The sequence below is a fragment of the Heterorhizobium halophytocola genome (assembly GCF_017873095.1).
Lineage (GTDB): Bacteria > Pseudomonadota > Alphaproteobacteria > Rhizobiales > Rhizobiaceae > Allorhizobium > Allorhizobium halophytocola.
This window is the reverse complement of record NZ_JAGGJU010000004.1, coordinates 172,049-197,859: the sequence shown is the minus strand read 5'-3', so window position 1 is coordinate 197,859 and position 25,811 is coordinate 172,049. Positions and strand designations below refer to the sequence as shown.

Here is a 25,811-nt window from a genome sequence, read left to right as displayed (position 1 = left end):
CGTCTTACAACAGCATGAAACGGAAATCGGAAAGACCGCGACGACGTTCATTGGCCGGCGCGCGTCCGAAAGGCAGCGAGTTGATATGACAAAGCCCGTAATCGGTGTGATCGGCAATTCCTATAGCGTGGAACAGCGTTTCGAAGTCCAGATGGTCGGCGTCACCAACATGAAGGCGGTGGCCGAGGTGGCGGGGGCAACCCCGATCATGTTCGCCGGCGATCCGGAGCTCACCGATATCGACGACCTTCTCGACGTGGTCGACGGCATCCTGCTCACCGGTGCGCGCGCCAATGTCCATCCCCTGCGCTTCCACACCGAACCCGATCCGAAGCACGAGCCCTATGACGAGGCGCGCGACAGCGTCGCGCTGCCGCTGATCGATGCCTGTCTGGAGCGCGGCGTGCCGCTGTTCGGCATCTGCCGCGGGTTCCAGGAAATGAACGTTGCGGCGGGCGGCACGCTGCACCCGGAGATCCGCGAGCTTCCCGGGCGCATCAACCACCGCATGCCGAGGCTCGAAAACGGCGAGATTCATCCCGATCCGACCGTGGTCTTTGCCGATCGCCACGAGGTTCGCCTCGTGCCGGAGGGCCGTTTCGCCGAAATTCTCGGTCGTGACGTGATCCGGGTGAATTCGCTGCACGGCCAGGGGATTCTCGACGTCGGAGAACGCATCGCCGTGGAAGGCGTCGCCGACGACGGGACGATCGAGGCGATCCGCTTCAAGGAAACCGATGGCTTCGCGCTCGGGGTCCAGTGGCACGCCGAATACGACCCGGCCACCAACCCGATCAACAAGGCGCTGTTCGAGGAGTTCGGCCGCTCGGTGCGGACCTACCGGACGAAGCGTCGCGGTTGATCTGCAAGCGCGACGGGGTGTTTGAGGCCGGTCAGCCGGCCAAGGCCTGATAGGCAAGCCAGCCCGTCGCCGTAGCGGCCCCCAGCCAGATCAGAACGAAGACGGCGGCGGCAATCCGGCTCGTCGGCCGTTCGGAAAGCTGCGCGGCCCGGGCGCGGCAGTCCGCCATCACCTCGCGGGGCACAAGCCGCACGGCGATCCACAGGCCGATCGGCACGAGCACGACGTCGTCGAGATAGCCGATGACGGGGATGAAATCCGGGATCAGGTCGATCGGAGATAGCGCATAGGCCACGACCGACGCGGCGATGAGCTTTGCAGGCCAGGGTGTTCGCGGGTCACGGGCGGCCAGATAGAGAGACAGCGTATCCCTCTTGATGATCCCGGCCCATTGGCGGATGCCACTCACCATTCCCTTAGCCTATCAGTCTGGTGCTCCTCCACCTGTCCCGGCCGGACAGGGCTAGCGGCAGGCGGTCTGTCCCGCCTGCGTTCGTCGTGCCGCCACAGGTGTGCCCTTGGAGACGGTGCGCCGGCAAGCCCAAGCCGCCCGCCGGCAGCGCCCGGCCCGATCCATGCCGGGCCGAACGACGGGCCGGTTGCAGCCTCAGGCCGTATCGGTGCTGGCGATGCGGATGCCGAAGCCTTCCAGGCCGACATAATGGCGTTCGCGCGACGCATAGAGCCGGATCGAGGTGATGCCGAGATCCTTCAGGATCTGGGCGCCGAGACCGATTTCCAGCCATTCGCTTTCCCGCACCTTCGCCTCGTCATGGCCCTCGCGGTCGAACTTGCCGGTGCGCGCCGTGGTCGAGGCGCCGACGCCGACCGACCCCTCGCGCAGATAGACGATGATGCCGCGGCCTTCGTCGGCGATCCGCTTCATCACGGCATCCACCTGCCGCTCCTTGCCGAATACGTCGCGGCCGACATTTTCAAGTTGCAGGCGCACCGGAATGTCCTCGCCGTCGCGAATGTCGCCGAAGACGACGGCCAGATGCTGCATCGGGTCCCAGGGGAGCGAATAGGCATGCCCCTTGGCCGGCCCATAGGGCGTGTCGATATCGAAGGTGGAGACGTGCTGGATCAGCGTTTCCTTGCGCTGGCGGTAGGCGATGAGATCCGCCACCGAGACATGCTTCAGCTTGTGCGTCTCGGCGAAGGCCGAGACCTGCGGTCCGCGCATGACGCTGCCGTCGTCGTTGACCAGTTCGCAGATCACGCCGACCGGCGGCAGGTCTGCCAGCTTGCAGAGGTCGACGGCGGCTTCGGTATGGCCCGAGCGCATCAGCACGCCGCCTTCGCGGGCGATCAGCGGGAAGATATGACCGGGGCGAACGAAATCGGCGGCACCGACATTCGGATTGGCCAGATTGCGCACCGTCATGTTGCGGTCTTCGGCCGAAATCCCGGTGGTCGTGCCATGCTTGAAATCGACGGAGACGGTGAAGGCGGTGGTGTGGGCGCTGTCGTTTTCGGCCACCATGGCATTCAGGTTCAGCCGCTTGGCCTCTTCCTTCGGCATCGGCGTGCAGACAATGCCGGAGGTATGGCGGACGATGAAGCCCATCTTCTCCGGCGTGCAATGCACGGCCGCGACGATCAGGTCGCCCTCGTTCTCCCGTCCGTCATCATCGGTGACGACGACGATTTCGCCGGCCTCGAAGGCACGGATCGCGTCGACGACGCGCTTCTGGTCAAATGACATGGGCTTGTCCTCGTCTCTGTCTGGTGCCGGCCCTCAGGGCTGGTGGCTCTGGCGGCCGGTCTGGCCGCGGTCTCGCAGGAAATGATCGGCGATCACGCAGGCGAACATCGCCTCGCCGACGGGCACGGCGCGGATGCCGACGCAGGGGTCATGACGACCCTTGGTTCTGAGGTCGACATTGTGGCCGTCGGCGTCGATGGTCTGGCGCTCTGTCAGGATCGACGAGGTCGGCTTGATGGCAAAGCGGGCGACCACCGGCTCGCCGGACGAAATGCCGCCGAGCACGCCGCCGGCATTGTTCGACAGGAAGATCGGCTTGCCGTCATTGCCCATGCGCATCTCGTCGGCATTTTCCTCGCCGGAGATTTCGGCAGCACCAAAGCCGTTGCCGATCTCGACGCCCTTGACGGCATTGATCGACATCAGGGCGGCGGCGATATCCTGGTCGAGCTTGCCGTAGATCGGCGCACCGAGGCCGGCGGGAACGCCTTCGGCGACCACTTCGACGACGGCGCCGATCGAGGAGCCGGCCTTGCGGATCTCGTCGAGATAGGCCTCCCACACGGGCACCATCGCGGGGTCGGGGCAGAAGAACGGATTGTTGTCGACTTCGTCCCAGGTCCAGTTGTCGCGGTTGATCCTATGCTTGCCGATCTGCACCAGGGCTGCCCGGATGGTGACGCCGGGAATGACGAGCCGGGCGATCGCGCCGGCCGCCACGCGGGCCGCCGTCTCGCGGGCCGACGAGCGGCCGCCGCCGCGATAGTCGCGGATCCCGTATTTCACGTCATAGGTATAGTCGGCATGGCCGGGTCGGTACTGGCGGGCAATCTCGCCGTAATCCTTCGAGCGCTGGTCGGTGTTTTCGATCACCAGCGAGATCGGCGTGCCGGTGGTGATCATCGTGCCATCGTCCTGCGGCATGACACCGGACAGCACCTTGACGATATCATCCTCGCGCCGCTGGGTGACGAAGCGCGACTGGCCGGGCTTTCGCTTGTCCATGAAGGACTGGATGTCCTCCGGGCGAAAGCGCAGGCCCGACGGGCAGCCATCGACCACGGCGCCGAGCGCGGGCCCATGGCTTTCGCCCCAGGTGGTGACACGGAAAAGATGACCGAAGGTATTGTGCGACATCGACTTTCAACCGGGTATTGGCGCAGGCGCGCCGCGTGAGGCAATCAGGCGGCCAACACATAGTGGAAAGGCGGCGTGGAAAAAAGGCTTTCCTCGCCTGTTTCCGCCCGATCGTGACGGTCGGCCATGGCGACCGGTCTCAGGAGGCCCGCGCCATGGGTGGGCGCAGCGCCAGCGCGGCCAGCTGGTCGAAGGGCAGGGGCTTGGCGAAGGCATAGCCCTGCAGCATGTCGCAGCCGAGTTCGCGCAGCATGGCGGCATGCTCCTCCGTCTCGACCCCCTCGGCCACGCATTCGATGCCGAGCGAGCGGGATATCTCGACGATCGAGCGCACCAGACTGCGCTCGCGCGGCGAATGGACGATCGGCATGACCAGCTGGCGGTCGATCTTCAACCGCTTCGGCTTCAGTCTCAGCAGGCTGACGATCGAGGTGTGGCCGGTGCCGAAATCGTCGATCTCGATATCGACGCCCAGCGCCTTGATCGCATCGATATTGTGGGCGGCCAGGTTGTCGCCGTCGTCGAGGAAGATCGATTCCACCAGCTCGAAACAGATCTCGCCGGGGGTGAGCGACAGGGTCTTCAGGTGTTCGATCAGGCCGGTGTCATGCAGCCGTTTGGCCGAAACATTGACCGAGACCCGCGGCAGCCGAACGCCGAGGGCTGCAAGCCGCATCTTGTCGATCAGCGACTGCTCGAGCACCAGGCTGTCGATCCGCGCCATGACGTTCAGCTCTTCCGCCGTCTTCAAGAAAGCGCCGGAGGTCAGCAGGCCGCGCTCGGGATGCTGCCAGCGGATCAGCGCCTCGGCGCCGACCAGTTCCATGCTGCGGGCGTCGAACTGCGGCTGGTACCAGGCGACGAATTCGTTGCGGTCGAGGCCGTCGAGCATCTCGTCGGCCAGCTGCCGGGAGCGGACGATATTGGCTTCCAGCTCGGGTGTGAAGAATTCGTGGCAGTTGCGGCCGCGTTCCTTGGCCCGGTAGAGCGCAATATCGGCATTGATCAGCACCTTGCGCGGATCGGCCTCGCGCGTCCTGGCCGTGGCAATGCCGATCGACACGCCGCAGCGGCAGCCGAAGCCCTCGAAATCGATCGGAAGGCTCATCTCCTCGATAATGCTTTCCGACATGGCCGAAAGTGCCTCGCGGTCGGCGTGACCGCGTACCAGGATGACGAATTCGTCGCCGCCCATGCGCGCCACCAGATCGTTCAGCCCGACATGCCGGCATAGCACCTGAGCCGCGTGCACCAGCACGGCGTCGCCAGCGGCATGCCCCAGCGTGTCGTTGATTTCCTTGAAGCGGTCTAGGTCGAGATGGAGGATCGCGAACTTGTCGCCTGCGGCCGATCCGGCCGGCACCAGTTCGTCGAGCTCGATGTCGAGCATGCGGCGGTTGGCAAGCCCGGTCAGCGTGTCGTGCAGCGCGTTGAATTCGATGCGGCTCTTGGCGAGCTCCAGTTCGTGGGCGCGGTTGTCGGCCTCTTCCTTGGCAAGCTTCAGCTCCTCGGTCATCAACACGTCCGAGGTCACATCGAAGGCGATGCCGATCGTCTTCAACCGGCCGTCGCGTCCGACATGCAGCTGCCCGACCGAGCGGACATAGCGGAAGCTTCCGTCGTCATGCAGGATGCGCGACACCGTCTGGACGGTCTTGCCCGGCGCGATAGGTCCTTCAAAGCGTTTGCGGATGGTCGAGCGATCCTCCGGATGCACGGCCTGCAGCCATTGGCTGCGCGTCACCGTGCCGTCCTGATAGGCAATGCCGTGCAACTGGTGCATGCGTTCGTCCCAGATGCCGTTGCCCGTCGAGGCATCGGTTTCCCACAGCCCGCAATTATAGGAGGCCAGCGCCAGGTCGAACTTGTGCGACAGTTCCGAGAGGTCGTGCTCGCGCGAGGTCAGCTCCTCCAGCGCGAGTTCGAGTTCGGCATTCTTGATGTCGCTGCCTTCCTTGGCTTCTTCGAGCATTTCACGCACGGTGGTGTCGGCGGTGGCGTCCCAGGCAACGCCGGTCAGCCGGCTCCTGCCGTCTTCGTCCTCGCTCGAAAGACAGGCGACCTTCAGCGTGCGCAGGCCGCCATCGGCCAGCAGAACACGGCAGCTCCATTCGCGGGTGCTGCCGGGCTCGACCCGGATCAGCGAAAGCGCCACCCGGTCGTCGGGATGCACCGCGCCCAGCCAGTCGCCCATCCTGTTCAGGTTCTCATCCCCATCCGTGCGGCAGCCATGCAGCACCGCCGTGCGGCTGTCCCAGATCAGCCGATGCTCGGCCGGATAATACTCCCAGATTCCGATATTGGAGGAGCGCATGGCAAGATCGAAGCGCTCTGACAAGAGCCGCCAGCGCGCGTCGCGGATGCGAAGGGCGGCGATGTTCTGGTCGCGCTGGTTGAGGATGATCGCCGACAACAGCACCGTCAGGATGAGAAGTCCGCCGGTGCCGTAAAGCATGACGTCGAACAGCCAGTCCGTCGGGATTGCGTCAGCCCAGCCGCTGCTCGGCAGGATCGAGATCTCCAGCCGGGTGCCTTCGAGGTCGAGAGAGGCGGAGAGCGGATGTTCCTCGGCCGGAATGCCGATGCCGTAGAGGAGTTCGGTTCCGGTGAGATCGCCGTCGGGCGCCTGGCGGTCGACCAGGGCGACGGCGAGTGCGATGTCGGGGGTGGTTTCGTCGAGAATATGGCTGAAGCCGAGAATGCTGTCCCGGCGCATGACGGTGACGGCACCGTTCCATTGCGCCGGCGAGACCTGCGCCGCATTGACGGCGATCAGGCAGAGCTGGTCGGCCCCGCACGTCCGCACGATCGCGGCGGACGGACCGGAAGCGCCGGCGCCGAGTGCACCGATGGCCGCCTGCAGCCTGTCGATCACATCGCCCGACATGCCGAGTTCGGCGAGCTGGGCGGAATCGAGCCTGAGATCCGGTGCGAGCACCACGCCGTCGATCGGCACGTGGCTGGTGACGAAATTGCGCCGCACGCCGAACAGCCGGGCGTCGCTCTCCCGGTCGGCGGCGCTCATCGTGGCGGACAGATAACGGGTGAAGGCGAGGGACGGGGTCAGCACCGAGCCGAGCCCGTTTCGCACGTCATGCAGACGGTGGGTCAGACGGGTTTCCAGGTCACGGCGCGCATCGGCAGTGTGGGCGCGGTCGATATTGACCGTTGCAAGTCCGATTCCGATAACGGCAAGTACAGCGGCAGCCAGACGCAGCCGAGAACGGCCCGCCTTTCCAATGCGACGTGCTATGCCGACTATGCTCATGCGCCCAACCACCCCGTTGCCACCCCCTTCAAGGGCTATAGGCAGCGAGTTAATTTCAGGTTTCCCGAAATGGTTATCGCCGGGCCGGCGGAAAAGTTGTTGTCCGATGAAAGTATGTGTTGCGACAAGCATTTGTTCTTGAAGCGACAACACTTGAAAGGATCACATTTCCGATCCGAAAATTCCACGAACAGTCATCATTCCGAGCAAATTTCGCCATAATGTTCCGGCTAGTTCGGATAATCGGATTTTACTCAATTGCCCCTTTCAGGATTGCCGGAATGCGCGTCGTCATTGCTTTTCTGCTCGCCACTGCGAGTTTTCTCTCCCCGCTCGAGGGTTATGCGCGCAGTGCCGACATCGAGGCGACGATCAAGTCGGTCAGCATAGAAGGCATGTCGCTGACCCTCGATGACGGCCAGACCTACGATCTGCCGCCGGAATTCGATTTCGAGGGATTGACGGCCGGGACCAAGGTCGTGGTGTTCTACACCGAAGTCGACGGCAAGCGCGTTGTCGACGATCTCGAAGTGGTGCAATAACCCCAGCCGCTTTTAGCTACTTCAAGTTAAGGCCCGCGCTCGCGCTGAGCGCAGGTTTTTCTACATCCAGAGGGCCTGACCGCCATCGCGGCGGATTCTGAGAATGCGATCCTGCGGAATGTTGATCTCGCAGGCGTCGTCTGCCGAATGTCCACCGACAAGCTTCAGGATCGTGCGGATCACGCCGCCATGCGCGACACAGATCGTTGGCCGCGCGATTTCATTCATCCATGCACCGATCCGCCACGACAGGATCTCGTAGCTTTCGGCGTGGTCGCCGGGTGGGATGAAGCTCCATTTGTCGAGCGCGCGGGCCGCGATCCGTTCCGGGTCGGCCTTGGCAAGCTCGTGATAGGTCTGGCCTTCCCAGTCGCCGAAGCAGATTTCCTTCAGCCGGTCGTCGGTGCGGTAATCTTGAGGCTCCAGACCCATGGCGTCGCGCAGGCGCTCCATGGTCTCGCGGGTGCGCGAGAGGGGAGAGGCGACATAATCGAAGGATGTCGCCTCGTTTCCCAGCACATGGGCGAGGGTCTCGCCATTGAGGCTTGCCTGGCCACGGCCCGTGGCATTGAGGGGGATGTCATGCTGACCCTGAAACCGTCCTTCGGCATTCCAGTCTGTCTGCCCGTGACGGATCATGTAGATGAGCAAGCCTGTCTCCGCTGCCTTTGGGTATGTCAGTCCTTGACGACCGAGATATCCGGTGCGTCCACGGCCTTCATGCCGACCGTGTGATAGCCGGAATCGACGTGGTGCACTTCGCCGGTGACACCGGTCGAAAGATCCGAAAGCAGATAGACGCCCGAACGGCCGACTTCGTCGGTGGTGACGGTTCGTTTCAGCGGCGAGTTGTACTCGTTCCACTTCAGGATATAGCGGAAGTCGCCGATGCCGGAGGCGGCAAGCGTCTTGATCGGACCGGCCGAGATGGCGTTGACGCGGATGCCGCGGGCGCCCATGTCGACGGCGAGATAACGCACCGAGGCCTCGAGCGCGGCCTTGGCGACGCCCATGACGTTGTAATGCGGCATGACCTTCTCGGCGCCATAATAGGTGAGCGTCATCAGCGAGCCGCCGTCGTTCATGATCCGCTCGGCGCGCTTGGCGACGGCGGTGAACGAGTAGACCGAGATATCCATCGAGCGGGCGAAATTCTCGCGGCTGGTGTCGATATAGCGACCGGTCAGCTCGTCCTTGTCGGAAAACGCGATGGCGTGGACGACGAAGTCGATCTTGCCCCAGGCCTTTTCGATGTTTTCGAAGACGGCGTCGATCGAAGCCAGATCGGTCACGTCGCAATCGCCGGCCATCAAGGCATCCAGTTCGGCCGCCAGAGGTTCGACGCGCTTCTTCAGCGCATCGCCCTGCCAGGTCAAGGCGATCTCTGCTCCGGCTTCCCGGCAGGCTTTCGCAATGCCCCATGCGATCGAACGATTGTTGGCAACGCCCATGATGACGCCGCGCTTGCCTGCCATAAGGCCAGACCACTGAGCCATGCTCTGCTCCCTGAGAATTAAACGAACCTGCCTATGGCATAGCCCGATCCGGGGTTCAAGCTAGCTGACCATCATCAACTGTTAGGGAGCGTAACAAAGGGTGTTATTGTCGTGGAAGGCTCACAAATAGAGCCCTTCGCGCATCAAACGCATGAGATCAGTGACTTTTTCATCCGGCTTTTCCCACAGGATGACACTGAGTTCGACCTTCAGGTCGCCGCGTCCGCCCTCGCCATCGGGCAGGCCCTGGCCCTCGAGCGTCACCACCTGATCGGAACCCGACCAGGCCGGCACGGTGATGTCGGCGCGGCCCGTCGGGGTCTCCACCGTTGTGTCGAAGCCGAGCACCGCGTTTTCCAGCGTCACCGGCAGGACGGTACGGATGTCGAGCCCGTCGACGCGGAAACGGTCGGACTTCTTGACCCGGATGGTGGCGACGACGTCGCCGCGGGTCATGCCGGCAAGTTTCAGGCCCTGCGCCTTCAGTCGCACGGTATCGCCCTCCGAAAGACCGCCGTCGAGGGCGACCCGCACGTCGCGGCCGTCGGGCAGTTCGGCGTTGACCGCCGTCTGGGCAATCAGGTCCTCGATCGTGACGGTGGCATCGACCTTGATATCGGGCGCCTTTTCCGGCGGCGGACCGCCGCGGAAGCGACGCACGAGAAGATTGAGGAAATCGAAGGGACCGCCGAGGCGCGCTTCCTCGCTGCCGTCTTCGTCGGCGCTTTCGCGGCGCAGGCTTTCGGCCGCGGCCTGAGCTTCCGGCGAGGCGCCGAAGATCTGGGAAACGATGTCTTCGGCGCTCGCCTGCGCCGTTTTCGCGCGAGCACCGCCCTGGGTGCTGTCACCGGCACCATGATGGCCGGACTGATTTGGCTGTCCCTGCGCCGCATCCGCACCGGCCTTGGCCGCCTGCGGCTGTGCCGGCTGCTTCGCCTGCTGGCCCGTCTGCGAATTTGCAGCCTGCGCGGTGTCGGCGCGCGTTCCCGAGGTCTGCGCACCGCCGGGTTGACCCTGTCCGGCCTGGTTCTGCCCAGCCTGGGTCTGGCCGGTCTGCGGATTTGCGGACTGAGGCTTTTGCGTCTGCGTCTTGTCGGTCTTTGCCTGCTCTGCCTGAACCTTTTCGGCCTGGGCTTTCTGGGCCTTTGCCTTTTCCGCTTCGGCGCGGGCGAGTTCGGCCAGCACGGCCTCCGCCTTGATCTTGGCGGCGCGCGCGCGCTCCTCCGCCTCGCGGGCGGCCTGGCGCTGCTGCATGATGGTCTGGCCCTGTTCCTCCGCCTTTGCCCGCAGAGTGTCGTAGCGGGTGCGCTTGGCCGGATCCTTCAGGACTTCATAGGCCTTGCCGGCCTCTGCGAATTTCTGCGTGGCGTCGGGATCGTCGCGATTGGCATCCGGATGCAGCGACTTGGCCTTCTTGCGCCAGGCCGCCTTGATCTCTCCGGTATCCGCGGTCTGCTTCAGGCCAAGGATGGAATATGGATCACGCATCGATAACCACCGATTTCAATCTGTCGGGTCCGTGCCCCCATGCCATTCGGGCGCATGCCGGAAAACTGCTTCTTCCCGCCTCACTCCCATGCGGGCGGACTCTTGCAGCGAATGATGCGCTAAAACTGCTAATTAGTGGTTACAGGGAAAAGGCCCCTGCGGGCCGTTGTCAATCAGGAGTCGCGGGCAAAGGCGAGCAGGTGCCACTGGCCGTCGTTCAGCAGGCAGGTGCGCCCGTCGAAGCTTGCGATCCCGTCATAGGCATGACGTGTCGTGGTGAACTTGCGGCAGATGGATCCGGTGTCGCGGTCTTCGTTGATGACGCTGATGACGCCGGCGCTGCCGGTCGTGGTGTTGGCCCATGGTACCGGGTCGCCGGCAAGCTTGGACAGGTCGGCGGAGGTCACGGCGTTCTGCACGGTCGCTTCGTCGGAATGATCGGCGGTCTTGGCCGTGGCGATGGTGCTGGTCGAGATCGAACGGTCGACCTTGTCGCCACCGAAGAGATCGAGGCCGGCTCCGACGCAGCCTGAAAGGGCAATCGTCGCAAGTCCGGCGGCGGCAAACCGGATCACCAGCAGCGCCATGCCCTTTTTGTCATCTGTCGACTTTGCTATGTCTTCCACGGATCATCCAGTCCCGGCATTGGGTTGTCGGGGATTGAAACGACTTTGAAACGCATTCGAGGCAAATATGTCTGATACTAAGTTAACATCCGGTGACTTTACCGAAGAAACCGAACCTTTTGCCCTGTTTGGCGCATGGCTCGAGGATGCGACAGCCTCCGAACCGAACGATCCGAATGCCGTCGCTGTGGCAACGGTGGATGAGAATGGCCTGCCGAATGTGCGCATGGTGTTGTTGAAGGACTTCGATTCGCGGGGCTTCATCTTCTATACGAATTTTGAAAGTCGCAAGGGACGAGAAATCCTTGGCCAGAAGAAGGCGGCAATGTGTTTTCACTGGAAAACGCTGCGCCGCCAGGTCCGCATCCGCGGCGAAGTCGAGGTCGTCACCGACGCGGAGGCCGACGCCTATTATGCATCGCGCCCGCGCGGCAGCCGCATCGGCGCCTGGGCATCGAAGCAGTCGCGGCCGCTGGAAAGCCGTTTTGCGCTGGAGAAAGCCGTCGCCGAATATTCCGCCCGCTATGCGCTCGGCGACATCCCGCGCCCGGCCCATTGGTCCGGCTTCCGGCTGAAGCCCCTATCGATCGAGTTCTGGCACGACCGCAAGTTCCGCCTGCATGACCGGGTCGAATTCCACCGCGACACGCCCGATGGCGACTGGGCGAAGACGCGTATGTATCCCTGACGCACGACGGTTCGTGCGCAGGGGCGGACGGGCCTTTGACGGTCAGCCGCCGATCAGCTTGAACGGAATGCCGCTGGCCAGGGCCGCCGCATAGCGCGGTGCCTGGAAAAACCCGTTGAGCGAAACGCGGGGCAGGGCTTTGAGCGATTGGCCGGGAGCCATGGTGCCCGGCCGCGTCGTCACGGCGGCGGCAAAGCCCGACCGGTCCGCCGCGGCGATCGTGGCGTCCGAAACGCTGCGCTCGTCGCCGTAGGGATAGGCAAAGACCATGCCATGGCGATCGCCGAAGGCCGAGGAGACATAGGCTCTGGAGTGCCGCATTTCCGCCTCGGCCTCCTCGGGTGCCATCCGTGCGAGTGACCGGTGGCTGACCGTGTGGGCGCCAAGGGTGACGAGCGGCTGTCGCGCAAGTTCGGCCAGCGCCTTGCGATCCATCACCAGTTCCGCCGTCAGCGCCAGCGGATCGATCCCGTTTTCGCGGGCAAGGTGGTCGAGACGGGCAACGCCGTCCGCCTCCCGCCCTGAGGTTATCGCAGCACCGATGGCAAGGGCGGCGGTCACGCGCTGCGACGGCGTGGTCAGGGCAAACTGCCGCGGTCCGGCGCCGCAATCGAAGGTGACGTTATCCAGTCTGTTGACCACAAGGTCGAGCGTTTCCCACCAGAGCGTGTGCGTGCGCTCGGAAAAACCCTCGCAGACGAAGATGGTGAAGGGCACCTGGTGCCGGGCAAAGACCGGCATGGCATGGACCGCATTGTCGATGAAGCCGTCGTCGAGGGTGAAGACGGCGAAAGGTCTGTCGTCGTCGGGTCGGCCAAGCAGATCCGGCACCTCGTCCAGCCGCACGAAACGGTAGCCGTCGGCCTTCAGTCTGCGGATGGCCGCGTCCAGAAACTCCGGCGTGATTTCGAGATGGCGGATCGTGTTGGTGCCGCGATGGGCATAGGGACGCACGTGATGCAGGGTGAAGATCACGCCGCGTCCGCGCGCGCCGCGCAGAAGGCCCGCGGTCTGCAGCACATGGGCGACCTCCAGGCCCGACGCGATGATGCCGCGTTTGATCGCGCTTTTCAGCATGACGTCTCCTCCTTCCCCACGCGCCGGCCCCTCGGCCCTTGCCCGGCCCGTCGGCCTTCGCACGCCGCTTAACTTGGAACGGATGTGTTAAGTCTTGCTGAAACCCTGCCTGTTAAAAATCCCGTGCTCAGCGCAGAACAGGATCAAGGATCGGCAGGCCGATGATCACGGCCGTGGCGATCAGACCATAGCAGATCCGCCGAAACAAGGTTTCCTCCGCCAGACGGAAACCCGCCGACCCCGCTTTCAGGCCGATCGCATAGGCCGGCGCGGCTGCAAGGGCCAGGGCGGCAGTCTTGACGGTGAGAATGCCGGCAAGACCGTAATTGACGCCGCTCAGCACCGAGGAAAGCCCGAAATAGATGATGATATTGGCGCGAACCAGATTGGCGGGCAGGTATCCGCCGAGCCAGTAGGCGATCACTGGGGGACCGCCCACCTGGGCAGCGCCGGCAAATATCCCCGACAGCGCGCCGACGCCGGCGGTCAGCGGCGGCTTCGGCGCGCCGCCATAGCGCCAGCCCGAGACGAGCAGTCCGAGAAGCCCGATTACCAGCACAACGATGGCCCAGCGCAGGGCGAGCGGGTCGGAATAGGTGAGCACTGCGGTTCCGAGCGGCAGGCCGATGACCGCGCCCGCCAGCATGAAGCCGACCTGCTTTTTGTCCGACAGCCGCCAGGCGCCGGGCAGCATGGGCAGCGACATGGTCGTGTCGATGAACCAGAGGATGGCGGCGGCCGATTTCGGGCCGACCAGGGCGCTTGCCACCGGCATGAAGATCAGCGCCGCACCGAAGCCCGAAAAGCCGCGGGCCAGCCCGGCGACAAGTGCGAAAGCCACCATGACGGCGACATCGCTGCCCGAAGGGCCGCCGAGCTGACCGATATCGGCATAGGTAAGCCAGGTGTCGAACATGTCACGGGGTCCTGACGAAGGAGGGGCAGCGGATCAGCGCCGGTGGGGCGGGATGTGCGTTCTTCTCTTGCTAGCGCGGTTCGGCGGTCGGGGAAAGGGCGCATGCATCCAGATCCGCATCGGCCAACATGTCGCGCCGGGTGGCGCGGACGGCAGCAGCCACGGCCAGGGCCGCCAGCAGGCTTGCCAGCGAGAAGGCGGCGACGACGGGTTGGCGCACAGCCTCGCCGCTGGCGCCGTTGACGAAGCCGGCGGCATTGGCGGTGAAGCCGGCGATCGCGCCGCCCAGCGCAAAGCCTGCACTTTGCAGTGTCGGCAGCAGCGCCGAGGTCTTGTCACGCTCGCTGCTCAGCGAGGCTGCCATCATCGTCTGGCTGATGAAGCTCCAGCTGGTGCCGAAGCCGCAGCCGACGAAGATCTGGCCGGTGATGATCAAGGCCAGGTGCCCGCTCAGAAAGCCGGTGGTGATGAAACCGATACCGATGGTCTGCAGCAGCGGGCCGACCCAGATCAGTGTGATCTGCAGGCGGGGGTGGTGGATGTTGGCGACAAGAACGGCCGAAAGGCTCCAGCAGATCGCCATCAGCGCCCCGGTTGACCCGGCGATGGTCGGGCCGAAATGCCAGAGGTTCTGCAGGCCATAGACCATGAACACGCCGCTTGCAGCCTGGGCGACCGACATCATGACCACCACCCAGAAGCCGAGTCCGGAAAGCGAGGAGAAGCCGAAGGCACTGCGCGGCAAAAGGCCGTTTGGCGCTCGCCGGTCGAGCCGCGCCGTCAGCGGAAAGCCGGCGAGTGCCAGCGCCAGCAGCAGGCCGGAAAGGATGCGGTCCTCGACGACGCCGGCGATCATGACGGCGAGCATGCCAAGGCAGATCAGACCGAGCCTCAGCACGGGAATGGGGCCGTGCGGCTCCGCCCCGTCGCCGGGCACGGATTTCGGCAAAATCAGGAGGACGAAGGCGAGGAAGGTCAGGATGATCGGCACATTGACATAGAATGCGGCCCGCCAGGAGACGAATTCGGTCAGCAGGCCGGCGAGCACCGGTCCGGCAAAGGCGCCGATCGCCCAGACGGCAGCCTCGGTGCCGAACACCTTCGACATCAGCCGCTTGGGATAGATGTCCGGTATCAGCGTGTAGCAGGTGGCCGCGATCAGTCCGTCGCCCAGCCCCTGGCCGATGCGTCCGACGAGCAATTGCGGCATGCTGCCGGCATTGGCGGCGATCAGCGTCCCGAGCAGAAACGTTCCGCCGGCGGCGGTCAACGATGCGCGTGCGCCAAACCGCTGCTTGGCATGCGCGGCCATCATGCCGGCGATGATCGAGGCTGTCAGGAACAGGCTGACCGACCAGGAGATCAGCCGCGCCCCGCCGATCTCGGCAATCGCGGTCGGAAGCGTCGTCGAGACCAGGAAGCCGTTGAACGAAAAGATCGCGACCCCGAGGCAAAGCATGGTGGTCGTGGGCGCATAGGTGCCGGTAAAGATTTCGAGCCAGCGCCCGCCGCTCGGTGCGGGCTCGGTCGTCTCGACTTTCGTGATATCCATCAGGGTCTCCTCGATCTGGGAGCCCGACGCTAGGGCCTCAACCTCTGTTGAGGTAAAGCACATTTTTCCGCAATTGCATCGTTCTTGCTCGATATTCCCCGGGGTGGCGAATCTCGCCATTCGGCCATGCGAAGCCGCTAATCAAAGCGATGCTGAAGTATTTTTGGTCCGCGGGGATATCCGCTAAGCTCCGTCGATCGCCAGCAAACGGGAGGCAAGCGATGACGGACCTTTCGCAACGGATGAAAGACAGGGTCTGCCTGGTGACCGGCGGCGGCACCGGGATCGGGCGGGCCGCAGCCTTGCAGATGGCGCGCGAAGGGGCCGTGGCCGTGGTGATTGCGGCCAGGCGCCGCGAAGAGGGCGAGGCGGCCGCCGCGGCTTGCAGGGCAGAGGGCTGCGAAAGCCTTTTCGTGCCGACGGATGTGTCGCAAGAAAGCGATGTTGCGCGGATGGTCGAGACGACGATCGCCACATTCGGGCGGCTGGATGCGGTGTTCAACAATGCCGGCTACCAGGAGCGGCGCGCACCGCTGGAGGAGCAGACAGCCGAGGTCTATGCGAGCGTCTTCGACACCAATGTGCGCGGCGTCTTCTTTTGCCTGCGGCACCAGATCCCGGCCATGGTGCAGCACGGTGCCGGCACCATCGTCGTCAACGCTTCCGTCAGCGGCATCCGCAATCCCAATCCGGGCTTCTCGCTCTACAATGCGTCGAAGGCAGCGGTGATCGCGATGACCAGAACGGCGGCACTGGAAAACGCGGCGCGCGGCATCCGCATCAATGCGGTGGCCCCCGGCCGGGTGGTCACCGACATGATGCTGTCGGCAGGCGTCGGCGACATTGACACGGTCGCCAGGACGCTGCCGCTGAAGCGGATGGGAACCCCGCAAGAGCTGGCCGAGGCGACCGTCTGGCTGCTCAGCGACCAGTCGTCCTATGTCGTCGGTCATGTGCTCGCGGCCGATGGCGGATTTCTGGCGGGCTAGAGGTGTGGGCGAGGGCGCCAGACAGCCGGTCGGCGAGGGGCCACGGTGCGCCGCGACATTTCGCATTCCCTTGTTTAGGCTTCATTTACCATAAAAGGCGACATCTGGATGGTTGCTCCATTCTTGCCCCAATTTGACGATATTGCGACTGCATTACCTTCTTGATCGGTGCGGGCCGGCCAGACAGAAATGCAGCCGATGGCGGCGGCTGATGGTTCGACGTGTCTGTTTCAGAGCATATGAGTTTCCCTGGGGGACGAATGAGAAAATTACTGGTAGCCCTTGCCTGCCTCGCCGCGACGGTTCTGTCTCCGCAGCTGGCGTCCGCAGGCGGCGCGCAATTCCTGATGGATGCCCGTACCGGACAGGTCATGTTCTCCGAAAGCGGGGACGACCTCAATCATCCGGCATCGCTGACCAAGATGATGACGCTGTACCTCACTTTCGAGGCGCTTCATCGGGGCAAGATCTCCTGGAACAGTTCCGTTCCCTTTTCCAAGCATGCATCGTCGCGTCCGCCGACCAAGCTGAGGGTCAAGGCCGGCGATTCGATCACCGTGCGCGAAGCCGTTCTCGGCATGATCGTCCAGTCGGCCAATGATGCGGCAACCGCCATGGCCGAAAAGCTCGGCGGAACCGAGCCGCAATTCGCCCAGATGATGACCGCCAAGGCCCGCCAGCTCGGCATGGCGCGCACGACATTCGTCAATGCCTCGGGCCTGCCGGACGACCGCCAGATCACCACGGCGCGCGACATGTCGACGCTCGGGATCGCGCTGATGCGGGATTATCCCAAGGAATACGCGCTGTTCGCCACCAAGAACTTCGCCTTCCGCGGCCGTACCATCCACGGCCACAACAACCTGATGTACCGCTACAAGGGCATGGACGGGATCAAGACCGGCTATACCAATGCCTCGGGCTTCAATCTCGTCAGCTCGGTCGAACGCGGCAATGCCCGCGTCGTCGGCGTCATCATGGGCGGTCGCACGGCCGCCAGCCGCGACAAGCTGATGGAACGTCTGGTCAATGCCTATATCGGCCGCGCCTCCGGCGGTTCGCAGCTGGTGGCGGCAACGCATTCGGCGGGCTCCAGGCTCGCCAAGCTCGGCGACGACGTGCCGGTTCCGACCACGCGCCGCTCCGCCGTCGCAGCCGTCAACGCGATGAGCGCCAGCACCGTGCCGGTTCCGGGTGGTCGCTATGATACGGCCTATGCCGAGGACGGCGCCGAAGTGGAGCTGGTGACCAATTCGATCTCGTCCTCGTCCGACGATATCGCGCCGATGCCGGCAAACCCTGTCCTGCCGTCGGCGCCAAGCTCGGCGTCTAAATCGATCCTGCGCCAGATCAACAAGACGGCCGCCAAGACCCAGGCTGTCAGCACGCAGAATGTCGTCGTGGCCAGCGAGCCGGCCCCGGTCGACGGCTGGCAGATCCAGGTTGCAGCCTCCGACGACCGGGATGCTTTGGTCAGGCTGCTGGGCGAAGTCCAGGACAAGTTCTCCGGTCCGCTGCGCGGCATGAAGCCCTATACGCCGGCCGTCACCAGCGGCGGCTCGACCCTCTACCGCGCCCGCTTCGTCGGCTTCAATTCGAAGAAGTCGGCCTGGGATGCCTGCGAGGCGCTGAAGAAGCACAAGCAGGCCTGTCTGGCCTTTCCGGCCCAGGGCTGAAGACCAGCCAGGGCTTCGGCATTCGCCATCATTTTAAGGGCCGGTCTGATGAAGACCGGCCCTTTTTCATGCATCGAACGGGATGACAAACACTGGAGGTGATCCGGTGAGATTTGATCGGCTCAGCTCGCGACCGGACGCTCGCCGAGCGTTTCGCAGAACCGCAACAGATAGCCGTCCGGGTCGGCGACGACGAACTGCCGCTGGCCGAGTTCCTGATCGTCGCGGCGATACCATTTTTCTTCCGGCTCGAGATAGAGCGGGATGCCCGCGACCTTCAGCCGGTCGAGGATGGTGTCGATCGAGGGCACCTTGATCTGCACATTGAGGCCACGACCGAAAGGCCGCTCCAGCGGCGCGCCTTCGATCTCGAAGGTGCGGCCCACCCCGACCTGGTCGATCATCAGCTGGGCGTCGCCGAGCTCCAGATAGCTGAAGCCTTCCTCGGGTCTCTCATAGGCAACCGAAAAGCCGACGAGGTCGCAGTAGAAACTGCGGCTCGTCCACCAGTCGCCGACAGAAAATTCCGGAACCAGCGCGTTTGCGTTTTCCACGTCAGCCCGCCTTCGTGCCGCCCACCGTGACCTGATCCATGCGCAGATGCGGCTGGCCGACGCCGACCGGAACCCACTGGCCGGCCTTGCCGCAATTGCCGAGCCCCTTGTCGAGGCTCATGTCGTTGCCGATCATCGAGATGCGCTTCATCGCGTCCGGGCCGTTGCCGATCAGCATGGCGCCCTTGACCGGCGCACCGATCTTGCCGTTCTCGATCATGTAGGCCTCGGTGCAACCGAACACGAACTTGCCGGAGGTGATGTCGACCTGGCCACCGCCGAAGGAGACGGCATAAATGCCTTTCTTGACCGAGGAAATGATCTCTTCCGGCGTCTTGTCGCCGGAGAGCATGTAGGTATTGGTCATGCGCGGCATCGGCTGATGCGAATAGCCCTGGCGACGGCCGTTGCCGGTCGGCTTCATCCCCATCAGGCGCGCATTCTGGCGGTCCTGCATGTAGCCGACCAGCCTGCCGTTCTCGATCAGGACATTATAGGCGGATGGCGTGCCCTCGTCGTCCACCGTCAGCGAACCGCGGCGGCTGTCGATCGTGCCGTCATCGACGACGGTCACGCCGGGGGAGGCCACCATTTCGCCCATCAGGCCGGCAAAGGCCGAGGCCTTCTTGCGGTTGAAATCGCCCTCGAGCCCGTGGCCGACGGCTTCGTGCAGCATGACGCCCGGCCAGCCGGAGCCGAGCACGATGTCCATGGTGCCGGCCGGCGCCTCGATCGCGTCGAGATTGACCAGCGCCTGGCGCAGCGCCTCGTCGGCACCCTGCTGCCAGCTTTCTTCGGTGAGGAAATCGTCGAAGGTGAAGCGGCCGCCGATGCCGTAGGAACCACTTTCCTGGCGTTCGCCGGCGCCGGCGATCACCGAAACGTTGAGGCGTGTCATCGGCCGGATGTCACGGACCCGGTGACCATCGGCGCGCAGGATCTCGACCACCTGCCAGCTGGCGGCGATCGAGGCCGAGACCTGGCGCACCTTGGCATCCTTGGCCCGGAGATAGGCGTCGATTTCGGCCAGAAGCTTGGCCTTTTCCTCGAAGCTCGGCGTGCCGATCGGATTTTCGTCGGTGTAGAGCTTCTTGTTGGTGCCCTGGGGCGCGGCCGCATAGGAGCCGGAATAGCCGCGGGTCACCGCGCCGACCGCATCGGAGGCGCGCTCCAGCGCCTTCATCGACAGGTCGCCGGCATGGGCATAGCCCACGGCCTCGCCGGCTACCGCGCGCAGGCCAAAGCCCTGGTCGGTATTGAAGGTACCGCCCTTCATCCGGCCATTGTCGAAGGACAGCGCCTCCGCCTGCGCATGCTCGATGTAAAGTTCGCCGTCGTCGGCCCCTTCCAGCGCCTTGGCCACCTGCCGCGTCAGTTGTGCTTCGTCGCAGTCGAACAGGGTGATGAGGTCGGTGGTCATGAAATGCTCCTTTGGGCGACGATGCGCCGGCTGCCACCCGATGTAGGCCGCGTGGCCCGCCGGATCAAGCCTCGGCGGCGGCAGCGCGTGCCCTCAATCGCGTGACCGCCTGCAGGGGCATGCCATGTTTGGGCAGGGTCTCGAACTGATATTGGCCGGTGAACACCATGAAGAAACCGTCGGTTTCCCAGATTTCGATGACGAAGGGCCAGCCAACCATGCGCTGGCCGGGGCCGGAGCGGATGGCGATGCCGGTCTCGTCGACGGTCACCTCGGCGGTTTTGCTCGGCAGGTTGCGGAACCGGCCGAGCGTGTCGGCATGATGGGTATTCCAGAGGAGACCGGTGACGACGAAGGGCAGGGCCGCCGCCACGACGGCAAGCAGCGGCAGAAGATTGGGTTCGCCGCTGACCATCGGGGCGACCGCTGCCAGAAACCCGGCTGTCAGGAAGCCGATCACCCACAGGGTTTTCTGCTGCAGCACGCAGCGGCGCCACACGAAGACGCGGACTGCCCGGCGAAGCAGGTCCTCGTCATATTGAATCTCGAACCGGTTGCCTGCCTGAGCCGATGCCATGGGCGGTTTTTTGCTTTTGTCAGGGCAGGGCGTCGTAGCCGTCGCCGAAGCCGTTGAGTTCGATCGGAATGCCGACGCGGTCCTGGTCGGCGGATTCGCGCAAGGCAAAGACCGCGTTCTTGCCGGAGCGCAGGATCTTCATCAGCTCGTCGTCGATTTCCACCTCGACATAGCAGCCCTCGGAAAAGCAGCGGGTGAAATAGGCGCGGCCGATATTGTTGCCGTCGACATAGAGTTCCATGCCGTCCTTCAGCAGGACGCCGAGCGGCGCCAGGATGCGCAGGATCTTGGCCTTGCGGTCGGCGGTCTTCAGGATGACGACGGACAGCCCGACTTCCGGGCGATCCTCGGCAATCACGTTCTGCATCAGCGCGCATTGTTCGACGGTCGCACCGGCCGGCTTGTCGCAGATCACCGACCAGGCGCCATGGGTGGAGCGGACCGTACCGGCTTGCGGCTGCTGCTGTGCCGTTGCCGTGCCGGCCCCGATCCACAGAGCTACGGCGACCGCCAGCCCCCGATACGCCAAACTGCTCAAACCCATTGATACCTCTGAAAACCGAATCATCGCCGCTGTTCTTGTCGCCCGCTCGAGCCATTCAACAGGCTCGGCCTCCCTTTTTCAAGCCGAACGCGGCATAATTGGGACTGAATGTCCCCGGGCGGAAAAGAAGGCTCTCTACAGACAGTCCCGCGCAGTCGCAGCGTGTATAGGTCTTCGGAAACATTAGGGGAAGGGCAATTTGCCGCGCCTGTAAAGCGGCGAAGATATTGCGAACAAGACTGAACTATGGTTTGAACAATAGCATAGCACGGAGTGCGCGTTCTGATTTGAGTGAGATCAAACGCAAGTGGGGAGAGACATTGTGATTAACAGAGCCCATGCAGTGCTCGCCGCCTTGGCGTGCCTGCTGTTTGCCTCGAATAGCTTCGCCGACCAGCCCGCGCCATGGCAGATCGATCTGCAGCCGGCGGCTTCGCCGATCATGGAACAGATCCGCTGGTTCGAACACTATACATTGTGGTTTGTAGTACCGATCACATTGTTTGTTCTGGCTCTTCTGGTGGTGGTGGTGATGCGCTTCCGCGCCTCGGCCAACCCGGTCGCGACGACGACGAGCCATAACTCGGCAATCGAGATCGCCTGGACTGTCGGGCCGGTTCTGATTCTTCTGTTTCTGGCGATCCCGTCGTTCAATCTCCTCACCGCCCAGCTGACCGTCCCGGCCAATCCGGACCTGACGATCAAGGCGACCGCCACCCAGTGGCAGTGGAATTATGAATACGAGGGCGAGGGCGAGGACCCGCTCGCCTTCGACAGCTATCTCCTGAAGGACGGCGACCGCGCCGCTGCCGGCAAGGAAGACAAGTCGATCTATCCGCGGCTTCTCGCCGTCGACAACGAACTGGTGCTGCCGGTCAACAAGAACATCCGCGTTCTCGTGACCGCCGCGCCGAGTGACGTGATCCATGCCTTTGCCATGCCGTCCTTCGGCATCAAGGTCGATGCCGTGCCGGGTCGGTTGAACGAGACCTGGTTCCGGGCCGAGCGCGAGGGGCTGTTCTACGGCCAGTGTTCGGAGCTCTGTGGCAAGGACCACGCCTTCATGCCGATCGCCATCCGTATCGTCTCCGAGGACCAGTACAATGCCTGGTCGCAGGCAGCCGCCGGTGACCTCGGCGGTGCCTACAAGGCGCTGATGGCTTCCGTCGACCGTCCGGCATCCGCCGTTCAGGTCGCCGACAATGTTTCGAACTGAGGGGAGTGAAGACAATGGCTGACCATGCTGTCCATCACCATCACGACCATAAGCCCGCATTCTTCACGCGCTGGTTCCTGTCGACCAACCACAAGGATATCGGCACGCTCTACCTGATCTTCGCGATTATCGCCGGCATCATCGGCGGCCTGCTGTCGATCGCCATGCGGGCCGAGCTGCAGGAGCCGGGCATCCAGATCTTCCACGGCCTGGCCTCGATGGTCTACGGCTTCGAGGGCGATGCCGCGATCGACGGCGGCAAGCACATGTTCAACGTGTTTACCACCGCGCATGCGCTGATCATGATCTTCTTCATGGTCATGCCCGCCATGATCGGCGGCTTTGCCAACTGGATGATCCCGATCATGATCGGCGCGCCGGACATGGCCTTCCCGCGCCTCAACAACATCTCCTTCTGGCTGATCGTCCCGGCCTTCCTGCTGCTCCTGCTGTCGATGTTCGTCGAAGGACCGGCGGGTGCGTATGGTGCCGGCGGGGGCTGGACCATGTATCCGCCGCTTGCGACCTCCGGCCAGCCGGGACCCGCAGTCGATCTGGCGATCTTCGCGCTGCACGTGGCCGGCGCATCGTCGATCCTCGGTGCGATCAACTTCATCACCACGATCCTCAACATGCGCGCACCCGGCATGACCATCCACAAGATGCCGCTGTTTGCCTGGGCCGTTCTGGTGACCGCGTTCCTGCTGCTGCTGTCGCTGCCGGTTCTGGCCGGCGGCATCACCATGCTTCTGACCGACCGCAATTTCGGCACCACCTTCTTCTCGCCGGAAGGCGGCGGTGACCCGATCCTCTACCAGCATCTGTTCTGGTTCTTCGGTCACCCGGAAGTCTATATCCTGATCCTGCCCGGTTTCGGCATCGTCAGCCACATCATCTCGACCTTCTCCAAGAAGCCGGTCTTCGGCTATCTCGGCATGGCCTATGCCATGGTCGCGATCGGTGCCGTCGGCTTCGTCGTCTGGGCGCACCACATGTACACGGTCGGCCTTTCGCTCGCCGCCCAGCGCTACTTCCTGTTCGCCACCATGGTGATCGCGGTGCCGACCGGCATCAAGATCTTCTCCTGGATCGCGACCATGTGGGGCGGCTCGCTGTCGTTCCGCACGCCGATGCTGTGGGCGATCGGCTTCATCTTCCTGTTCACGGTGGGTGGGGTGACCGGCGTGCAGCTCGCCAATGCCGGTCTCGACCGTTCGCTGCACGACACCTATTACGTGGTGGCGCACTTCCATTACGTGCTGTCGCTCGGCGCCGTATTTGCAATCTTCGCCGCCTGGTATTACTGGTTCCCGAAGATGAGCGGCTACATGTACAACGAATTCGTCGGCAAGCTGCATTTCTGGGTGATGTTCATCGGTGTGAACATGGTGTTCTTCCCGCAGCATTTCCTCGGACTGGCCGGCATGCCGCGCCGCTACATCGACTATCCGGACGCCTTTGCCGGCTGGAATTTCGTCTCGTCGATCGGCTCCTATATCTCGGGCGTCGCCGTGCTGATCTTCCTCTACGGCGTCTGGGAAGCCTTCGCCAGGAAGCGTCTGGCCGGTGACAATCCGTGGGGCGAGGGTGCGACCACGCTGGAATGGCAGCTGTCGTCTCCGCCGCCGTTCCACCAGTGGGAACAGTTGCCCCGCATCAAGTAAGACAGCATATCGGGCGCCGCCCTGCCGGGATGAAGCGGGCGGCGTTCGAAAGCACACATCAGGACAAGCATAGATGACGGTCATCGACGAATACGAGGCATTGGGCGGCCAGAGCGAGAGCAGGCTGTCGGAGGCGAGTGCCGGTGACTTCATCGCGCTTTTGAAGCCGCGCGTCATGTCGCTCGTCGTCTTTACCGCCTTTGCCGGCCTGGTGCTGGCGCCGGGCCACATCAATCCGATCCTCGGGGCCATCGCCATCCTGTGCATCGCCGTCGGCGCCGGCGCGTCCGGTGCGCTCAACATGTGGTATGATGCCGATATCGATGCGGTCATGACCCGCACGGCGCGCAGGCCCATTCCGGCCGGCCGCATCGCGCCGCAGGAGGCGCTGGCCTTCGGCCTGACGCTGTCGGCCTTTTCCGTCGTCATTCTCGGTCTTGCGGTCAATGTCTTTGCCGCCGCGCTGCTTGCCTTCACCATCTTCTTCTATGCCGTCATCTACACGATGTGGCTGAAGCGCTCGACACCGCAGAACATCGTCATCGGCGGTGCGGCCGGCGCCTTTCCGCCGATGGTCGGCTGGGCCTGCGTGACCGGTGGCGTATCGCTCGACAGCATCGTTCTCTTCCTGATCATCTTCCTCTGGACGCCTGCCCATTTCTGGGCGCTGGCGCTGTTCAAGATGCGCGATTATGAATCCGTTGGCGTGCCGATGCTGCCCAATGTCGCCGGGGAGCGCGTGACCAAGCACCAGATCGTCGCCTATGCGGCGCTGACCGGCATTATCGGCGTGGTGCCGACCGTCACGGGGCTTGCAAGCCTTGGCTACGGCCTCTTCGCCGCGGCGCTCGGCCTCGTCCAGTTCATCTGTTCCATCGCGGTCTGGCGGATGGCCGACGGCGACCCGAAGATGGTTCCGGCAAAAAAGCTGTTTGCTTTTTCGATCGTCTATCTGTTCGCGATCTTCTCGGCATTGCTGGTCGATCATTACGTGGCCGATCTGACCTTGCTGATCGGGGCTTTGTGATGGAAACCGTTGAACTGACCGAAAAACAGAAGAAATCGCGGCGCGGACGCAATATCGCGCTGGGGCTGGTGCTGGGGGGATTGGTGATCGCCTTCTACCTCATCACGCTGGTGAAGATCGGCCAGCCGGGATAGGCTGAGGGAAAGAGGGGGAGGACATGACGGGACAGAACGAACGGGAGCGAAGATCGGCACGCCGCAACGGCGCCGTGCTTGTCGCATGCGTCGCCTTTGTCGGCGGCATGGTCGGCATGAGCTATGCCGCCGTTCCGCTCTATCGGATGTTCTGCCAGGTCACCGGCTTCAACGGCACCACCCAGCGCGCCGAGCAGGGTTCCGACGTCATCCTCGACCGCAAGATCACCGTCACCTTCGACAGCAATGTCTCGCCGGGCCTGAACTGGGCGTTCAAGCCGATGCAGCATGCGGTCAATCCGAAGATCGGCGAGACGGTCAAGATCAAATATCTGGCGACCAATCGTTCGCCGCGTCCGGTCACCGGCCAGGCCGTGTTCAACGTCACGCCGCTGGAGGCTGCCGCCTATTTCAACAAGATCGAGTGCTTCTGCTTCACCGAGACAACGCTGAAGCCGGGGGAAAGCCTTGAAATGCCGGTTGTGTTCTACGTCGATCCGGAGATCACGACGGCGCCGGAGACCAAGGGTATCAATACCCTGACCCTGTCCTATACCTTTTATCCGCGGGAGCCGGCCGAGCCGGTCGCAGCCCTGCCGGACAAGGCGGACGAGGCCAGGCGCAAGCTTTAATGTGAGAGAGGGGCCTGC

Annotated in this window: 25 protein-coding genes; 10 read left to right on the top strand and 15 right to left on the bottom strand. The window is 63.7% G+C overall.

Going from position 1 to position 25,811, the window contains the following annotated elements:
- Positions 1–85 precede the first annotated feature (85 nt).
- Entirely contained in the window at positions 86–862 is a 777-nt protein-coding gene (locus tag J2Z17_RS08785) for a gamma-glutamyl-gamma-aminobutyrate hydrolase family protein (protein WP_209943950.1), read from the top strand.
- A gap of 31 nt (positions 863–893) precedes the next feature.
- Here the strand turns inward: J2Z17_RS08785 and J2Z17_RS08780 are convergent, their stop codons facing one another.
- From J2Z17_RS08780 to J2Z17_RS08765, 4 genes are all read right to left on the bottom strand, one after another.
- The gene (locus J2Z17_RS08780; RefSeq protein ID WP_209943949.1) at positions 894–1,274 is read right to left on the bottom strand and encodes a YkvA family protein; all 381 of its coding nucleotides are present in this window, start codon (positions 1,272–1,274) and stop codon (positions 894–896) included.
- Between the two features lie 195 nt (positions 1,275–1,469).
- Positions 1,470–2,570, bottom strand: a complete 1,101-nt coding sequence (gene ribB, locus J2Z17_RS08775) for a 3,4-dihydroxy-2-butanone-4-phosphate synthase (protein ID WP_209943948.1) — start codon at positions 2,568–2,570, stop codon at positions 1,470–1,472.
- 33 nt (positions 2,571–2,603) lie between these two features.
- Positions 2,604–3,707: a chorismate synthase gene (aroC, locus tag J2Z17_RS08770; protein ID WP_209943947.1), complete on the bottom strand. Its 1,104-nt coding sequence runs from the start codon at positions 3,705–3,707 to the stop codon at positions 2,604–2,606.
- Between the two features lie 139 nt (positions 3,708–3,846).
- On the bottom strand, positions 3,847–6,975 hold the full coding sequence (locus J2Z17_RS08765) for a bifunctional diguanylate cyclase/phosphodiesterase (RefSeq protein ID WP_245223963.1): 3,129 nt from the start codon (positions 6,973–6,975) through the stop codon (positions 3,847–3,849).
- A 281-nt stretch (positions 6,976–7,256) separates the two neighbouring features.
- Here J2Z17_RS08765 and J2Z17_RS08760 point away from each other — a divergent pair, with 281 nt between their 5' ends.
- Positions 7,257–7,517, top strand: coding sequence for a DUF1344 domain-containing protein (locus J2Z17_RS08760; RefSeq protein ID WP_209943946.1), 261 nt, complete (start codon positions 7,257–7,259; stop codon positions 7,515–7,517).
- A 60-nt stretch (positions 7,518–7,577) separates the two neighbouring features.
- Here the strand turns inward: J2Z17_RS08760 and J2Z17_RS08755 are convergent, their stop codons facing one another.
- From J2Z17_RS08755 to J2Z17_RS08740, 4 genes are all read right to left on the bottom strand, one after another.
- Positions 7,578–8,168 carry a histidine phosphatase family protein gene (locus J2Z17_RS08755; protein ID WP_209943945.1) on the bottom strand — a complete coding sequence of 197 codons (591 nt, stop codon included), beginning with the start codon at positions 8,166–8,168 and terminating at the stop codon, positions 7,578–7,580.
- A 26-nt stretch (positions 8,169–8,194) separates the two neighbouring features.
- Entirely contained in the window at positions 8,195–9,013 is an 819-nt protein-coding gene (fabI, locus tag J2Z17_RS08750; RefSeq protein WP_209943944.1) for an enoyl-ACP reductase FabI, read from the bottom strand.
- A 120-nt stretch (positions 9,014–9,133) separates the two neighbouring features.
- Positions 9,134–10,501: a J domain-containing protein gene (locus J2Z17_RS08745; protein ID WP_209943943.1), complete on the bottom strand. Its 1,368-nt coding sequence runs from the start codon at positions 10,499–10,501 to the stop codon at positions 9,134–9,136.
- Between the two features lie 173 nt (positions 10,502–10,674).
- Positions 10,675–11,127: an RT0821/Lpp0805 family surface protein gene (locus J2Z17_RS08740; RefSeq protein WP_209943942.1), complete on the bottom strand. Its 453-nt coding sequence runs from the start codon at positions 11,125–11,127 to the stop codon at positions 10,675–10,677.
- A gap of 67 nt (positions 11,128–11,194) precedes the next feature.
- Here J2Z17_RS08740 and pdxH point away from each other — a divergent pair, with 67 nt between their 5' ends.
- Positions 11,195–11,815: a pyridoxamine 5'-phosphate oxidase gene (pdxH, locus tag J2Z17_RS08735; protein WP_209943941.1), complete on the top strand. Its 621-nt coding sequence runs from the start codon at positions 11,195–11,197 to the stop codon at positions 11,813–11,815.
- Between the two features lie 42 nt (positions 11,816–11,857).
- Here pdxH and J2Z17_RS08730 read toward each other — a convergent pair whose 3' ends face one another.
- The 3 genes from J2Z17_RS08730 to J2Z17_RS08720 form a co-directional block, all read right to left on the bottom strand.
- Positions 11,858–12,892 (bottom strand): polysaccharide deacetylase family protein, encoded by a 1,035-nt coding sequence (locus tag J2Z17_RS08730; RefSeq protein ID WP_209943940.1) that lies wholly within the window; start codon positions 12,890–12,892, stop codon positions 11,858–11,860.
- A 127-nt stretch (positions 12,893–13,019) separates the two neighbouring features.
- Entirely contained in the window at positions 13,020–13,808 is a 789-nt protein-coding gene (locus J2Z17_RS08725; protein ID WP_209943939.1) for a sulfite exporter TauE/SafE family protein, read from the bottom strand.
- A 70-nt stretch (positions 13,809–13,878) separates the two neighbouring features.
- Positions 13,879–15,360: an MFS transporter gene (locus J2Z17_RS08720; protein ID WP_209943938.1), complete on the bottom strand. Its 1,482-nt coding sequence runs from the start codon at positions 15,358–15,360 to the stop codon at positions 13,879–13,881.
- Between the two features lie 221 nt (positions 15,361–15,581).
- Here J2Z17_RS08720 and J2Z17_RS08715 point away from each other — a divergent pair, with 221 nt between their 5' ends.
- Positions 15,582–16,349 carry an SDR family NAD(P)-dependent oxidoreductase gene (locus J2Z17_RS08715; protein ID WP_245223962.1) on the top strand — a complete coding sequence of 256 codons (768 nt, stop codon included), beginning with the start codon at positions 15,582–15,584 and terminating at the stop codon, positions 16,347–16,349.
- A 260-nt stretch (positions 16,350–16,609) separates the two neighbouring features.
- A complete protein-coding gene (locus tag J2Z17_RS08710) occupies positions 16,610–18,025 on the top strand; it encodes a D-alanyl-D-alanine carboxypeptidase (protein ID WP_209943937.1) in 1,416 nt (471 codons plus the stop codon).
- 122 nt (positions 18,026–18,147) lie between these two features.
- Here the strand turns inward: J2Z17_RS08710 and J2Z17_RS08705 are convergent, their stop codons facing one another.
- From J2Z17_RS08705 to J2Z17_RS08690, 4 genes are all read right to left on the bottom strand, one after another.
- A complete protein-coding gene (locus tag J2Z17_RS08705) occupies positions 18,148–18,579 on the bottom strand; it encodes a bleomycin resistance protein (protein ID WP_209943936.1) in 432 nt (143 codons plus the stop codon).
- A gap of 1 nt (position 18,580) precedes the next feature.
- A complete protein-coding gene (tldD, locus tag J2Z17_RS08700) occupies positions 18,581–19,999 on the bottom strand; it encodes a metalloprotease TldD (protein WP_209943935.1) in 1,419 nt (472 codons plus the stop codon).
- A 64-nt stretch (positions 20,000–20,063) separates the two neighbouring features.
- Positions 20,064–20,576 (bottom strand): YcxB family protein, encoded by a 513-nt coding sequence (locus J2Z17_RS08695; protein ID WP_209943934.1) that lies wholly within the window; start codon positions 20,574–20,576, stop codon positions 20,064–20,066.
- 19 nt (positions 20,577–20,595) lie between these two features.
- Entirely contained in the window at positions 20,596–21,120 is a 525-nt protein-coding gene (locus J2Z17_RS08690; RefSeq protein ID WP_209943933.1) for an invasion associated locus B family protein, read from the bottom strand.
- Positions 21,121–21,442: 322 nt separating this feature from the next.
- Here J2Z17_RS08690 and coxB point away from each other — a divergent pair, with 322 nt between their 5' ends.
- The 5 genes from coxB to J2Z17_RS08670 all read left to right on the top strand — a co-directional run bounded on the left by coxB (position 21,443) and on the right by J2Z17_RS08670 (position 25,793).
- Complete coding sequence (coxB, locus tag J2Z17_RS08685; RefSeq protein ID WP_209943932.1) at positions 21,443–22,336, top strand: cytochrome c oxidase subunit II; 894 nt, start codon at positions 21,443–21,445, stop codon at positions 22,334–22,336.
- Positions 22,337–22,350: 14 nt separating this feature from the next.
- Positions 22,351–24,000, top strand: coding sequence for a cytochrome c oxidase subunit I (gene ctaD, locus J2Z17_RS08680; RefSeq protein WP_209943931.1), 1,650 nt, complete (start codon positions 22,351–22,353; stop codon positions 23,998–24,000).
- A gap of 73 nt (positions 24,001–24,073) precedes the next feature.
- On the top strand, positions 24,074–25,027 hold the full coding sequence (locus J2Z17_RS08675; RefSeq protein WP_209943930.1) for a heme o synthase: 954 nt from the start codon (positions 24,074–24,076) through the stop codon (positions 25,025–25,027).
- Positions 25,027–25,161, top strand: a complete 135-nt coding sequence (locus J2Z17_RS25395) for a hypothetical protein (protein ID WP_280923352.1) — start codon at positions 25,027–25,029, stop codon at positions 25,159–25,161. Before J2Z17_RS08675 ends, J2Z17_RS25395 begins: the two co-directional genes overlap by 1 nt.
- A gap of 23 nt (positions 25,162–25,184) precedes the next feature.
- Positions 25,185–25,793 carry a cytochrome c oxidase assembly protein gene (locus J2Z17_RS08670; protein WP_209943929.1) on the top strand — a complete coding sequence of 203 codons (609 nt, stop codon included), beginning with the start codon at positions 25,185–25,187 and terminating at the stop codon, positions 25,791–25,793.
- Positions 25,794–25,811: the final 18 nt, after the last annotated feature.

Coding starts and splice junctions, on each gene's coding strand:
- J2Z17_RS08785 (WP_209943950.1), top strand. CDS start 86: ATGACAAAGCCCGTAATCGGTGTGATCGGCAATTCCTATAGCGTGGAA.
- J2Z17_RS08780 (WP_209943949.1), bottom strand. CDS start 1,274: ATGGTGAGTGGCATCCGCCAATGGGCCGGGATCATCAAGAGGGATACG.
- ribB (WP_209943948.1), bottom strand. CDS start 2,570: ATGTCATTTGACCAGAAGCGCGTCGTCGACGCGATCCGTGCCTTCGAG.
- aroC (WP_209943947.1), bottom strand. CDS start 3,707: ATGTCGCACAATACCTTCGGTCATCTTTTCCGTGTCACCACCTGGGGC.
- J2Z17_RS08765 (WP_245223963.1), bottom strand. CDS start 6,975: ATGAGCATAGTCGGCATAGCACGTCGCATTGGAAAGGCGGGCCGTTCT.
- J2Z17_RS08760 (WP_209943946.1), top strand. CDS start 7,257: ATGCGCGTCGTCATTGCTTTTCTGCTCGCCACTGCGAGTTTTCTCTCC.
- fabI (WP_209943944.1), bottom strand. CDS start 9,013: ATGGCTCAGTGGTCTGGCCTTATGGCAGGCAAGCGCGGCGTCATCATG.
- J2Z17_RS08745 (WP_209943943.1), bottom strand. CDS start 10,501: ATGCGTGATCCATATTCCATCCTTGGCCTGAAGCAGACCGCGGATACC.
- pdxH (WP_209943941.1), top strand. CDS start 11,195: ATGTCTGATACTAAGTTAACATCCGGTGACTTTACCGAAGAAACCGAA.
- J2Z17_RS08730 (WP_209943940.1), bottom strand. CDS start 12,892: ATGCTGAAAAGCGCGATCAAACGCGGCATCATCGCGTCGGGCCTGGAG.
- J2Z17_RS08725 (WP_209943939.1), bottom strand. CDS start 13,808: ATGTTCGACACCTGGCTTACCTATGCCGATATCGGTCAGCTCGGCGGC.
- J2Z17_RS08720 (WP_209943938.1), bottom strand. CDS start 15,360: ATGGATATCACGAAAGTCGAGACGACCGAGCCCGCACCGAGCGGCGGG.
- J2Z17_RS08715 (WP_245223962.1), top strand. CDS start 15,582: ATGACGGACCTTTCGCAACGGATGAAAGACAGGGTCTGCCTGGTGACC.
- J2Z17_RS08710 (WP_209943937.1), top strand. CDS start 16,610: ATGAGAAAATTACTGGTAGCCCTTGCCTGCCTCGCCGCGACGGTTCTG.
- tldD (WP_209943935.1), bottom strand. CDS start 19,999: ATGACCACCGACCTCATCACCCTGTTCGACTGCGACGAAGCACAACTG.
- J2Z17_RS08695 (WP_209943934.1), bottom strand. CDS start 20,576: ATGGCATCGGCTCAGGCAGGCAACCGGTTCGAGATTCAATATGACGAG.
- J2Z17_RS08690 (WP_209943933.1), bottom strand. CDS start 21,120: ATGGGTTTGAGCAGTTTGGCGTATCGGGGGCTGGCGGTCGCCGTAGCT.
- ctaD (WP_209943931.1), top strand. CDS start 22,351: ATGGCTGACCATGCTGTCCATCACCATCACGACCATAAGCCCGCATTC.
- J2Z17_RS08675 (WP_209943930.1), top strand. CDS start 24,074: ATGACGGTCATCGACGAATACGAGGCATTGGGCGGCCAGAGCGAGAGC.
- J2Z17_RS25395 (WP_280923352.1), top strand. CDS start 25,027: ATGGAAACCGTTGAACTGACCGAAAAACAGAAGAAATCGCGGCGCGGA.
- J2Z17_RS08670 (WP_209943929.1), top strand. CDS start 25,185: ATGACGGGACAGAACGAACGGGAGCGAAGATCGGCACGCCGCAACGGC.